Source organism: Paenibacillus sp. J2TS4 (assembly GCF_018403245.1).
In the GTDB taxonomy this organism is placed as follows: domain Bacteria; phylum Bacillota; class Bacilli; order Paenibacillales; family NBRC-103111; genus Paenibacillus_L.
On the sequence record NZ_BOSH01000007.1, the window covers coordinates 277,178 to 289,961 of the forward strand.

Consider the following 12,784-nt stretch of genomic DNA (forward strand, 5'->3'; position numbering starts at 1 on the left):
AAGACCATTAAAGGAAAGGCCTACTTCATTTTCACGGTCCATAATACTAATGCAACCAGACTTGTCCAAGATATAAATAGCATGGAGATAAAGAAGGAGAGTACCTCATTGGTACTCTCTCACAGATTTGGTGGAGGCGAGGGGGATTGAACAAGCGTACCCCGTCTCCTCACATGATGTCCCGCTGTGTAAGGCTTTGCTTTATTGGAGGTCAATTTCTTGAAACAACTAATTAGATTCCGATTTCCCTCATTTTCACCGTTACTTTCTCGACCCTGCCATCCATGCCCGTCCCGTCAAACTTCGGAAGTTTCAATTCGCTTACGATGGTTCCATCGCGCATAAACATAATACGCTCCGTCCTCGCGGCAACCTTGGCGTCGTGAGTGACAAGCATTACCGCAGTACCCTCCGCGTTGATTTCGGAAAAGAGGTCCATAATCTCCTGCGCCGATTTGGAGTTGAGTGCACCCGTAGGCTCGTCGCCGAAAATAATTTTCGGACTGTTCATAAGCGCGCGGCATATTCCCGCACGCTGTAGCTGACCTCCCGAAACCTGTGTCATATCGCGCTTTTCAAGCTCCGCAATGCCTACCCTTTTCATAAGCGCTCTTGCTTTTTCCGTTATTTTCGCGGCATTTTTCCTGTTGCCCCGCATGGACGGAAGAATGATGTTGTCGAGGATATTCAAATTTTTCAGCATAGTCGGCTGTTGAAAAACAAATCCCATTTGGGTTCTGCGCAGATCTGCAAGCTCATTCTCCCCGAGCTCCGATAAATCCCTGCCGTCAACAACGACTTTCCCGCCATTAATCCCGTCCGTCCCGCTCAGTGCAAACATCAGCGTCGATTTTCCCGAGCCCGAGGGTCCCATCACCGCCACGAACTCGCCCTCGTTTATGGAGGCGGACACCCCGTCGAGAACATTGCGCTTTTCATCGCCTTCGCCGAAAGATTTGACGATACGATCCCCGATAATGATCTTCTTCATAGGCCTACTCCTTTATATTGTCGGAAATTTTGATTTGTCCTGCGCCCGATGTGCCGATAATGGTTGCGATCAGCACCGAGCCTATCATCATCAGCGGACTAAGCAGATACGCAGCAAGCGGATTGACCGTAAAATGAAACGCCGATGCTCCAAAGGAGGAGATCACCGCGCCCGCAAGTCTCTCTCCGAGAGTGTTGGCCAGAAGCGTACCGAGAGCAACTCCGATAATCAGGACAAAGACCGAACGCGAAACGTACTGCGCTTGAATATCCGAATTTGTAAAACCGAACGCTTTCATGACGGCAATGGAATATCTGTCTTTGGCGACAAGCATTTTCATAAACAACAGGGTAATCAATACCGTTATAATCAGCGCGACAACAATGGCCGAATTGGCGGCCTTTCCGACGGAGTCTATTGTCGAGCCGAAGGTCTGTGCAATATATTCATCGATGTCCGAAACCTTCGCATAACCAAACCTCTCCGCATATTCCGAAACCTTGCTGGCGATAAGAGACGGATCTGAAAGCTTCGCACTAATCACGTACCACATAATATCCGCCGAAGGGTCGGTGAAAACAGCCTTGGCCGTCTTACCTCCGTTGGTAATGTCGGAATAAATACCGCTTACCGTGAGATCTTTTCCCTTCCCCTCCATCACCAGTGTAATCACATCGCCGACCTTTTTGCCCAGCTCATCAGCGTTCAAGGTGGACAGCGCAATTTCGTCTTCTCTGGCAGGTGCCCTGCCCTCGGAATATTCCACAGGGAATATGGAATGGTCGCCGAGCTCAATTTTTAACCTTTCCTCGGAGCCGTCCTCCGTCTTGACTTTGAATGTTTTGGTTGCCAGCACAGCATACTTCGAAATGGCGCGATCATTGCTCATCGTTTTTATAATTTCAGATGCTTTTTCAGAAATCTGGTCGGTCTGCTGGAGGTCTATGCGTATATCGCTGTTGCCAATCCCCATATATTTGATGAAGCTTTTGGAGGAAATCGTGTTGTGCAGGTTCTGCGGAACCATAATGAGAAATGCTGAAATCACAAGCACCGCAAGCATGGTGGCGTAAAGCTTTTTCCGGGCAAGAACATCTTTGACCCCGAGAAAAATATTTAGGGGAAACAGCCGGTTTCCGCTCAGGTTAAAACGCTTTGTGCCCGCGGCTTTTTCCTGTGAAGTGCCAAACCGGATAGCTTCGGCGGCCGATATTTTCCGAAAGCGTCTCAGCACTCCATTCACATAGGCAATGATGGCAAGGAATACAAGAAGAATGCCGATGATTCCGAACAACATGGCATAAGAAGAATTTCCGCTCTCCCCCATATAAAGCCGGATATTTTCAAGAAGCGTGCCTTGGAACACAAAAGAAAGGACAAAACCAAGCATGCAGCCTGCCGCCGCCATCGCCGCGTACTTCGCCACATAAATCTTCTTAATGTCGGAGATACGCAGCCCTATAGCCTTCATAACGCCAATTTCCCGGTAATCGTCTTCGATTTTCGCCAGGAGCGTAAAGCGTATGCACATCAATGCAATGGCAACGACAAGCACGCTGACCAAAAGAATGACCCCGATCATCATCCCGTCAGAAATGGCATTGATCATTTTGAACAGCGGATAGGTAACCGTGGGGCCGTTCGCTTCAAGTCCCGCGGCAGCATAAGCCGTTTCGAATTCACTGAGCTTCGACAAGTCCTTTAATCTGAATTCAATTAGATACTCTATACTTCCAGCATTTTTTAACTCCTCGAAATCATTTGTACTGATCAGAAATCTTTTGGAGGAGGCCAGCGCGGAATTCATCTGCGAATCTCGAAGAAAACCCGCAACCGTAAATTCCTTCCCGCTTATTAAGGCCTTGTCGCCGACCTTTGTGGTGTTGTCCTTCATATAGCTTATCGGAACATAAAGCTCCCCGTCGGATACGTCGATAACATTACCGTCAAGATCAAGGAGATAATCGAACTTCTCGCTCTGGACACTGAACCCGTTGTCCTGAACACTATTCGCTAGCGAACGGTCGCCAAATCGAATTTGCGAGCCGTCTATATTAAGAAATTCAAGCACCTGAAACTCATCCACATCGGGATTTTGCTCTGCGAAGGCCTGAAGCCGTTCAGAATCGATCTCCCCCGAGTGCATCTGCATAAAATGCGGCGTTTTCGCCGTTGTCATGAGTTCATTAAGCGCTCCCGAAAGATTTACGAACAGGATGGCCGCAAGCGAAACTAGCATAGCTGCAGCAGCAACAAATATTGTGGTGGTCAAGGCGATCAGTTTGCTCTTGGATAGATCATTGCGGATTATTCTGTAATACATAAGTCACCTCTGTGTTCAAGCTTTTTAGCCCAAACGCCGTGAGCCCATTGCCTATGGCAGAAACAAACTGACTCGACCACAATAGAAGAAATTTTCGGAAGGATTTGCCGGAGTTACTCATTCGCTGCTCCATCGTCCACACCAAACATCTTCATAGCGTCCATTAAGCTTCCGCTTTCAGCACCGAGCAGCCTTTCTACATTGCAAATAAAGGCCAGCATGCGTAACAAACGCTCCTCGTCCGTCAGGGTAACCATATCATCGTCAAAGACTGTATTCGCATAGATCACAACCATTTCCATACACTCATACGGATACGGTGTGTTGAACAATCCCTGCTCAATTCCCTCGCGGATAATACCCGTCAGGATCGGCGGAACGCCATGAATGATGACCTTTTGGATTTTCTGATGCATAAGCGCGTTCTGCGGCTTGTGAATGTGCTCCATAATTTCCTGGCTGCTACCGCCGTTTAGGTTCAGCGCCATAACAACGCGGATGATGCGTTCGACGACGGGGATGCTCTTATCTGCAGCAATTTCCTGCGCCGCACCTAATAGACTGACATTATACCGCTCTATCAGTGCGTCCATAATATCTTCCTTCGACTTGAAGTGATAATAAAGCGTTCCCCGCGCTATTCCGACCTTCTCGAGAATATCGTTGGTACTCGTGCCATCAAAGCCCTTCTGACCAAATAGCTCATCCGCCGCATCAAGGATTTCGTTCCTGCGTTCATCGGCTTCTTTTACCACTCTCATATTTTAGACCCCCTATAGACCGACTGCCTGTCGGTTAAATGGTAACATAGTATTGGGTGGTGTCAAGGGGGTTGTAAATCTTGAAAATAAGGTGTGTAAAACGGAGTTTTGCCATGAAGTAGTTACTAAATTGTTTCCTGTTCTATTAACACGACTGTCTTAATGTGTGTCGAATATGGAAACCGAAGTCATTTATTTTTTATTAAATCTCTCCATGAGTTTTGTAGACAAATCGTCTGTGAAACTTCGGCAAATTTGTTTGAATGCCTCATAACTAAAAAGCTATTGTACATACATTTCAGGAAAAACGTGCTCACGTGTAACAACTATCTCGAAAGGGAAATAATAATCAATATGCTTAATTAGTTGAATCATATCATTACTAATTGTCTCATACTTAAAAATCTGCGAAGCAACCGTGCTTTTTCCCATAGAGAGCATTGCCCCAATATGTCGATAAAAGCCAAACAATGAGACATGCGAGAAGTCATAACCGCTTTCATAAAAAGCAATGTATGGGAATCCGGCTGGGATCCACAATCCTGTAATATCACAAAAATTTTCATTATTCAAAGACCGAGTTATCCGGGGGTATTGAAAATATGAATTATTTATTCCTAACCTTTTCGCATACAACTCCACTAAGCATTCAAGCTCAGAATAACTCAAACCAAAACTTGCTCGAGATAACTCTTTATTTTCCTCAAAATACCATGAACTACCTGTCTCAATTCTTTTTTCGATACCAAAATATGAGTTATTAACCCCAGGTAACCTCATAATATAATTCTTAAGCTGCTTATACTTAGAATTACTATAATATTCATGATCGACAAATCCAGTTAACAAAATGCATCCATTTTTGACTCTAAAAAGTCCTTTCATCTGTTTTCTGCAGTTTGCAGTATGCCTACCACGCAAATAATAAGGCCAACTTTGAAAAGAAACTTGATTTTTATCTCTGCAATATATACCTGAATAGCAAAATAATTCTCCCCCATGAGATAAATAGATTGCTTCTGATGATGAATTTGGAAGCACTATATTCTCTCCTTGCTCCTCAGGGGAATCAATTGTTTCATATAACCCCGATAACATAAATATTGTCCCTCCTTCTTTAATATATATCTGTTCTTATTTTCAAATCAGCTTAGATGTCAAATTTTTTTTGAACTTGAACATAGCGGTTGATTCCATTCCAACAGTCCATAAATATTTCTTGAATCTCACCATCATCCATTTCAAAATCACTAGTATCTGTCCGAAATGTTATCATGCCGGTCTGAAGGTCGTATTCCGAATCAAATATAAGATCCCCAGACGGGTGCAGACCAGAAATTTGTAAAGATACGGCCAATGAAATTTTATCAGTTTTTGAATCTTCATCAGTATAAAGAATCGCTGAGATTACTACTTTATCATCCTCTCTTTCAAAATAAACCTCATCATCCCAAATATTCTCCATCAAAAAGTCGATAATTTCATTGAGCACATACTTGATTTCATTCCTTACTCTACTAATTCTTACGCAAAAAGCTTCATTATCAATCTCTTGCAGTTCCTCATAGTTGCAAAACGGATATGGTCCACCATCACTTTCAAATACTCTACAGGGTGCAATAATCAGATCATCTTCTAGATAAAAAATAATTTTCATCGGTACAAGTACATTTTCAACGCTTAGAGATTCTTCTTTAGCTTGCAAAAAATCAGCAATTATTTCCTTCATTTCTTGCATCGATTTTTTTGAAAAAGTTTGCCCCAGTTTAATACCATATTTATATCTCCTTTTCGTAACAATATCTTTTTTTACATCGAACAGAGCTGCAATCAGATTATCAATTATTACCTCATCTATAAACATTTCTTTTAATTCATCTGGTGGAAGTAATTCAATATCCAATATTTCACCATTTGCTTTCCTTAAAACGTAGGAGTTAAAAACGGGAGTCTTGTCACTCATAACATGTTTAAACCGCTCAATAATTTTATCATCCAAAATAGAGGCCTCCTTAAAAGCAGTTATATCTTCTCTTAAGATCCTTCCTTGTTCATGTTGACATTTTATAAATGAATAGATTTTCTGGTTGTGCCACAGACGATCTTCAAGTATTTATTACCGTAATTTTCGCGACAATAACATCAACTGTTCTTATCCGGCACTAATATAAAAGAGACAATTCTCAATACCTTGAATTACGCTCTTATGAGTGATCCGACATCTGTTCCAGCAGCACTTTACCACCTACATGCGTGATTCTCTCATGCGGATTGTACAACGATCACTCTTATTAATCTCAGCCGTAGCGAATTCGTTTCTTATGGATGTAAGCCACCCATTTAGTTTGTTACTGGACGCCAACAATTTCCATTCCAGACTTATTCCTTTTTTATAATAATTCTTTTCAAGGGATACTAATTGAGTTCAACCCTACAAAATGTGAAATCGTGGGCCATAAGCATTTTCACTCCGGCACTTTTCCATTCCCACTCCACCATATTTTTATCGTTAATGGATGCGCTAATTCGATGAAATATTAATGACTGAATTATTTCCTCGTATATATAGTTTAAATAGTCCGACCGTGCCCATCTCTTTAAACGAATTGGCAATACCTCATTAATGTCTATAAACTGGTTTAAAAAGGATTTCGGAAACATCTGCGTGTATGTTAAGTGATAGAACTCTTTAATTTCATGCCGATTTCCTTTGTAAATATGAGCTTCATTTTGATTAAATTTGAAGGATAAAAAAACATCTAAATGTCGCACCTTTACACCTTGGTTAACTATTTCCTCGATGTATTCATTGCTGCCATGACAATATCTCATTGAAATTTTTTTAACTACTCTTGTTCCTACCACTAATGTCATACATTTTCCTCCTTTAAATAATAGAGAACATTTGTTCCCTACTATTATACAGAACATTAGTTCCCTTCGGAAGGAGGCGATTCAAATAATAGGATCACTTTTTTAACTTTTTAGTAACCCTATTGGTATCCAACTCTGTGTATTGTTTGGCTGCATAACTTACATCATCGATGAGTTCATCAACCAGTTCTGTAGTTACAATAAAATCTTCGGTCGTGAGTAACTTATGAAGCTTCTCCATAAAAATGTCGTTTACTTTTATTATATCGTCTCTATGTTTCATAAATTGGGAGTGCAAATAAACTAACACCTTTGCCGTAATAAATATAGGCCTTCCTATATATTCCCTTCCTATTTCCTGATGAAAATAATCAGCCATTGTTTTAATTTGGCCTTCCCTAAATTTATTACTTACAAAAACATGCGCCGTTACTTGATTATTTGTACAATAAGCAGAAATCTCACTTAAATTGTTCAGTCTTTGTACATAATCGAGCCCTTTTCTTTTTTCATCGGATCGCAAATCGTACCCTTGTTTTTCCTTTGTTAACTTGCAATCATATGAAAAAACAACTTTTTGCTGAACAGCGTTCATGCCTTCTCTTTTCATATACTGAAGAGCAAATATCCCCTCGGGAACAGCTTTGCCCTTCATTTCCTTTCCCCATTTTTCCGAATTAGGTACTAAATGTTTAATTAATGCAAAAACATCATCTTCAAACATATCTGCATCATAATCAGTAAGATCATCCGTACGATCACCGACGTCTTTGATTTTAGCTGATGCTTTAGTTGCAGCAGTGTTAATTAAATGATGAGTTCTTTCTTCTAGGCTTTCTATAGCAGTGGTCATTAACCTGATAAATTCGGGCATATCTTGACTTGTAAAAATTGCACCGAAAGTTGTATGAAATATTGTATCTAGGGAAAATACATTTGTAGTTTCCCGATCAACACCGTAATATATAAGCACTGTTGGAACTAATTGGCGTTCTAACATTTCTAGCATTTTTTTGGGTAAAATGCTTCCTGATAAAATACACTGATATGGTTTTCGTTGATGTAAGAACCTATACACCCGAAACTTCTTCCCACGATAGGTAATCGTAGAAATAGGTAATTCCTCACATTCATCTGACTGTTTTACGAAATTCTTTAATAGAATAAACACAAAACTCTCTAGTTTATCATGGTCTATTTTTTGTTCAATTTGTTTCTCTTCAAACATCTCGTTACCTGAACATGTTGGACAGGTATTTCTTACTATCACTTCACTAAGATCAAAAACAGCATTGCAATGAGTACATTTGCACTTAACTATCTCAACCTTTTGAATAAATTCTTTTTGAATCAAATTCTTATAAAGATCAGACTCCTCAGATATTTCGTCAAAAGATAATCTTAATAATCTATCTACTTTTTCAGATTCCCCAGCCTTAAATTTATTTTCAATTGGTTGATTGATGGGGAAACCAAATTTTTGTTGGAATTTCTTCATGATAGAGTTCTTCTTTTCCTCGTCCAAATTACTATCATCAAGCTTGAACAAAACATTGCCTTCTCCTACTTGTAAAGAGCGTACAGAACGACTACTTCTTTCAGAAGTGAAAAATATTTGTTTTATATCCTTCAGGCTATTCAAATCAACTACTCTTCGTCTAAAAGCATCCATCACGCTCAACCAAATATCCGATTTAGGCAATTGAATCGTGATTTCTGGTGATTTACTCAGTAATGAATTGGTAAAAATAATTTTATTTATTTCAAAATCCTCAGGTTCTTCCCCGCTTGCCGCCTCACCTTCTCTAAAAACTTTGGTTAAAGTGACTTCCGAGTACTCGGTGAAGACTTTGTGTTTAATTTCGGCCAGTTCCCCTACATTTTCTTTAAAATATTTCTGAAGGCCGTAGAAATCTGTTTTTGTAGGTGTTTTAATTTCAACAATTCCATCAGCTACATTAATCGAAAACATTAATTGATCTACATCTTTCACTCTTTTTGCCATGTCAAAACCTGGACGTTTAGTGTCCTTTGTTAATTTATACATTAAGTAGATATAATGCTTATTACTCAACTCGCTATGAGCAACCATTTTATATTCATTACTTTGTCCAGAAAAATCATATAACACATTAATTATTTTTGACTGGTATCCTTCTTTAGTAGCAAGCCCTTCTAAAAGCTCGGTGGAATACTTATCAGTGCAGTTAAAGAGATCCCCCGTCCCCTTAGATTTCCATTCATGTACAACCAAAACTTCATAAATATAAGAAGGAGAGGTATAAAAAAGATGAACTAACTTAATATAATCTGAAGAGTCATATCGTGTGTTGGAATCTGCAAACTTTCTTTCATACAGTTCTTCTACTGCTCTCTTTTTTCGGGATAAAAACTCCCTTAGATAGACCAAATTTTTAAAATCCGGTCTCATTCTAATTGTACGAAACAAAAAATCCTCCTCAAGCTGGCTCTGAGATTGTTCTATTTTTAATATATTCAATAGATCTACTTTTTCAGCTGGTTTGAGACCGAATATCAAATCTTTTAACACATTATCAGAGTATAATTCATCTATTCTTTCATAATTTACCTTAGCCTCATTCCAAAAATCATGGTTAACCATGTCTAGTTTTTTGTATTCAAGAGTAACAGACATTGTCACGCCCCCAATCGTTTATTAATCCTACTACCAATTTCTAATTATAGAATGTACTTCCACAATTCGGTTAAAAACTCCTCTATTTTACAGAAACTTCTTTTATTTTTCCATGATGATGAACCTCAAGTACTATGGTAACATTTCCCTCTTAAATGACTCTGGCAATGCATCGTACATACTTCCATAATGATGACCGAGTTAAAGAACAAAACGCTCGATTGAAAGTAAGAACAATCTTACAATAGGCGGATGAAGCATGAACCCCCTGACCATGGGCATAGGTTTTTGTCACACAATGTCACGATTAATCATAATATTTGATAACTATTTACATTCACACTTTGAACAGAAAGGCACACGGATGAACGTGAAATAGTAAGACACGACTTGCGGAGGAGGAGTTACTTTTGGCTAAAAAGAAGCTGGTTATCATGGGAATTGATCATGGGAACGGATACTTTAAGGGGTACAGCAACAAGGTGAAACAATTAGTACTCCCAAGTGGATTCCTTACCAAAGAAAATTCATTAAGGGAAGATTCCACAGGAGAAGGCGAGCCGGTACACTACAATGAATTTGAGTCCATTCTTTATCCAGGGGAACGATATGTGTGGGGCAATGAGGTTAATACAGCAAAAGGCAAATTCCTTTCCACCTATACAACAGAAGACAGATATACTCAAAAATATTATAAGTTACTCAGTCAATTCGGCTTAGCAAGCCTAATCAAGGAAGAAGAAGGGTCCTTCGATGTTATGCTTGTAACCGGTTGTCCGTCAAGGCAAAAAGGGACCATTCGGGAACAAGAGCTGATTGAATTATTCAAGGACAGACACGTTGTGCTAATGAATGACAAAGAAAAAACCATCGATGTAAAGGAATGCAAAGTTTTGCCTCAACCCCTCGGCAGTATCCTGGATTTATATATTGATGAAGCAGGAAATGTCAACCGTCATGACATCGGAACTTCTTATATCGGCATCGTAGACATTGGCTTGGGTACGACAGATTGCGATGGCATTGATTCATTAAAAGCCGTACCTGAAGACCGCCATACCATTCAGGTAGGAGTTCATGAAATATATCAACGTCTGGCGGATTATGTAAATGCCATAAATCCGGATGCTTACGCGACACCTAAAACGGTGGAGGTCCAATTCAATAACGATGTTTATAGAGCTTCCAAACGTCTTGTGATACCGATCAAAGAGGCCAAGGATAGAATCGTCCGTGAAACTGCGGAGTACCTCATCAATGAACTGCAAATACGTTGGCAAAACAGAAGCAAGTTTGACATGATTTTTTTAACGGGCGGGGGAGCGCAATTAATGGAACCCTGGTTTAAGGAGTTTGTTCAAGACATTCATGTATTGCCGGATCACCAAATTTCAAATGCTAGAGGTTTCTTCAAATTCGGACTCTTGCTTGCAAAGGAATACGAGGTTGAGGAAATCGCGGAAACCAACCTTCTTCTAACAACCAAGGGGTGAACCATGTGAAAAAAGTCCAATCCATCAGTTTTCAGATAGACGTAACCGCCCTTCAGAAAAATAGGCTGTTAACGCTTTACAAACGACTTCAAAAGAATCGTACCCTCGCACGATTCTGTCGGGACGCTTTCATCGAGAAAGCCGGTCGTTATCTGAACGGGTTGGATCCATCGTATGCACAGCTTAATAAATGCATCAAAGCAAAAGGCATTGAATATATTTTGGAGGCAATACAAGAGAAGGATGCCGGTGTATCCAGCACCGGTGTACCCAACACCGGTGAATCCAACACCGATGTGTCCAGCACCGGTGAATCCAACACCGGTGTACCCAACACCGATGTATCCAGCACCGGTGAATCCAACACCGATGTATCCAGCACCGGTGAATCCAACACCGATGTATCCAGCACCGATGTATCCAGCACCGGTGAATCCAGCATAGATGAAAGTGTGATCCAGAAAGTCGCCGAAGAAATTAAACTAGCCATTATAAACGAATTGCAAAAAGAGTCCTCTCCTTCTTACCGACCCATAAATTCTACGAGAGCACAAAATCCAGCCAACATTAAATTGCACGCTGCATCCTCCAATAAAACAATCACAACGGCGGAAGGAAACAAGAACGTATTCCAAGATAAGCCTGACATCGAAAAGTTAAAAGCTTTACTGTCATAAATCCCAAACACGACAGCAGGGGCAGTCCACTTTTCGCGGAAGCCCCTTTCTTGTTTGCATCGCTCTATGCCTAACACACTCGGTTGTGGATTTAGCATTAGCTGAAACCCACAACTTTGTTGTTTTCTATCCGATTAAACTTCGAAACGAAACGCAGGTATTCCTCAATCTCGTCCAATGAATATTCATTTTGTATAAAAGCACGCGGGTGTATTATAATCGTCAATTCCTCGGTAAACTTATTATCCTTAATGGCTTGTAAGAAACTATGGACAATATCGTAGATTAATTCGTACCTCGTGACATTAATGCGCCCTCTGCCGCTGCCGATAATCGGGATCGCTAACAGTTCTTTTCTCCCTCTCTCCGCGATACGGTTCCATAATTCGTGTAATGCGAACTGTAGCAAGGACCGATTCGGCTTCGCTCGGCCATGCTCGTTTAATTCTGCCGTAGCGACTAAATATGCAGCTTTTATTCTCCGGTGAGTTGTTTGAAGTCTTACCACTGTGCCAGGGGAATACGAGTTTACTTGTTCGCCTTGAAGTACGCCTTGAGTATAAGGCTCATCTTTCAATTGTTCCTTTAACTGGCTATCGAACTCGATATGATTCGAATAGAATAAATTGCGATACTGCATTAAGATTGCCTTATCGTCGATATCATCATGTTTAAAGAACGTGTTGACAGGAATAATGACTGTGGAGCCTTTCCTTCTAAACAAATCATCAACGACTATTTTTATTGTGACGTCCGTGTCTTTAAGCCTAACCTTACGCGTCAATCGAGGACGACTCATCCATAATGCAATGAGAACACTAACACCGATTACGATCCACACCAAAAACTTCCATGGTCTATCTTGATCCTTCCCGAAGAAAAAAGCGACGAAATCTATGAAAGTCCAAATGATTGCAAACACAGTAAACCAGTGCATAAAAAATCTGCGTATTGAAAACGACAACTTCCATGCATGACTGGCAAAAAAAGCGTGGATTCGCACGACGAC

General features: G+C 40.5%; 10 protein-coding genes. 2 read left to right on the top strand and 8 right to left on the bottom strand.

The window, feature by feature from the left end:
* Positions 1 to 232 precede the first annotated feature (232 nt).
* From KJS69_RS16930 to KJS69_RS16960, 7 genes are all read right to left on the bottom strand, one after another.
* A complete protein-coding gene (locus tag KJS69_RS16930) occupies positions 233 to 991 on the bottom strand; it encodes an ABC transporter ATP-binding protein (RefSeq protein ID WP_213584952.1) in 759 nt (252 codons plus the stop codon).
* Between the two features lie 4 nt (positions 992 to 995).
* On the bottom strand, positions 996 to 3,314 hold the full coding sequence (locus KJS69_RS16935) for an ABC transporter permease (protein WP_213584953.1): 2,319 nt from the start codon (positions 3,312 to 3,314) through the stop codon (positions 996 to 998).
* Between the two features lie 113 nt (positions 3,315 to 3,427).
* Positions 3,428 to 4,075 carry a TetR/AcrR family transcriptional regulator gene (locus KJS69_RS16940; protein ID WP_213584954.1) on the bottom strand — a complete coding sequence of 216 codons (648 nt, stop codon included), beginning with the start codon at positions 4,073 to 4,075 and terminating at the stop codon, positions 3,428 to 3,430.
* A gap of 282 nt (positions 4,076 to 4,357) precedes the next feature.
* Positions 4,358 to 5,173 (bottom strand): hypothetical protein, encoded by an 816-nt coding sequence (locus KJS69_RS16945; RefSeq protein ID WP_213584955.1) that lies wholly within the window; start codon positions 5,171 to 5,173, stop codon positions 4,358 to 4,360.
* A gap of 52 nt (positions 5,174 to 5,225) precedes the next feature.
* Complete coding sequence (locus KJS69_RS16950) at positions 5,226 to 6,074, bottom strand: hypothetical protein (protein WP_213584956.1); 849 nt, start codon at positions 6,072 to 6,074, stop codon at positions 5,226 to 5,228.
* Positions 6,075 to 6,490: 416 nt separating this feature from the next.
* Positions 6,491 to 6,949 carry a hypothetical protein gene (locus KJS69_RS16955; protein ID WP_213584957.1) on the bottom strand — a complete coding sequence of 153 codons (459 nt, stop codon included), beginning with the start codon at positions 6,947 to 6,949 and terminating at the stop codon, positions 6,491 to 6,493.
* A gap of 94 nt (positions 6,950 to 7,043) precedes the next feature.
* A complete protein-coding gene (locus tag KJS69_RS16960; protein ID WP_213584958.1) occupies positions 7,044 to 9,605 on the bottom strand; it encodes a hypothetical protein in 2,562 nt (853 codons plus the stop codon).
* Positions 9,606 to 10,015: 410 nt separating this feature from the next.
* On the opposite strand from KJS69_RS16960, the gene KJS69_RS16965 reads away from it, so the two are divergent.
* Together KJS69_RS16965 and KJS69_RS16970 are read left to right on the top strand one after the other, a co-directional pair.
* Positions 10,016 to 11,098: a ParM/StbA family protein gene (locus KJS69_RS16965; RefSeq protein WP_213584959.1), complete on the top strand. Its 1,083-nt coding sequence runs from the start codon at positions 10,016 to 10,018 to the stop codon at positions 11,096 to 11,098.
* Between the two features lie 5 nt (positions 11,099 to 11,103).
* Positions 11,104 to 11,775 carry a hypothetical protein gene (locus KJS69_RS16970; RefSeq protein ID WP_213584960.1) on the top strand — a complete coding sequence of 224 codons (672 nt, stop codon included), beginning with the start codon at positions 11,104 to 11,106 and terminating at the stop codon, positions 11,773 to 11,775.
* A 97-nt stretch (positions 11,776 to 11,872) separates the two neighbouring features.
* Here KJS69_RS16970 and KJS69_RS16975 read toward each other — a convergent pair whose 3' ends face one another.
* Positions 11,873 to 12,778: a macro domain-containing protein gene (locus tag KJS69_RS16975; RefSeq protein WP_213584961.1), complete on the bottom strand. Its 906-nt coding sequence runs from the start codon at positions 12,776 to 12,778 to the stop codon at positions 11,873 to 11,875.
* Positions 12,779 to 12,784: the final 6 nt, after the last annotated feature.

What these genes read in the sequence shown, in the direction of transcription:
- KJS69_RS16930 (WP_213584952.1), bottom strand. Translation starts at nt 991, where the DNA reads ATGAAGAAGATCATTATCGGGGATCGTATCGTCAAATCTTTCGGCGAA.
- KJS69_RS16935 (WP_213584953.1), bottom strand. Translation starts at nt 3,314, where the DNA reads ATGTATTACAGAATAATCCGCAATGATCTATCCAAGAGCAAACTGATC.
- KJS69_RS16940 (WP_213584954.1), bottom strand. Translation starts at nt 4,075, where the DNA reads ATGAGAGTGGTAAAAGAAGCCGATGAACGCAGGAACGAAATCCTTGAT.
- KJS69_RS16945 (WP_213584955.1), bottom strand. Translation starts at nt 5,173, where the DNA reads ATGTTATCGGGGTTATATGAAACAATTGATTCCCCTGAGGAGCAAGGA.
- KJS69_RS16955 (WP_213584957.1), bottom strand. Translation starts at nt 6,949, where the DNA reads ATGACATTAGTGGTAGGAACAAGAGTAGTTAAAAAAATTTCAATGAGA.
- KJS69_RS16960 (WP_213584958.1), bottom strand. Translation starts at nt 9,605, where the DNA reads ATGTCTGTTACTCTTGAATACAAAAAACTAGACATGGTTAACCATGAT.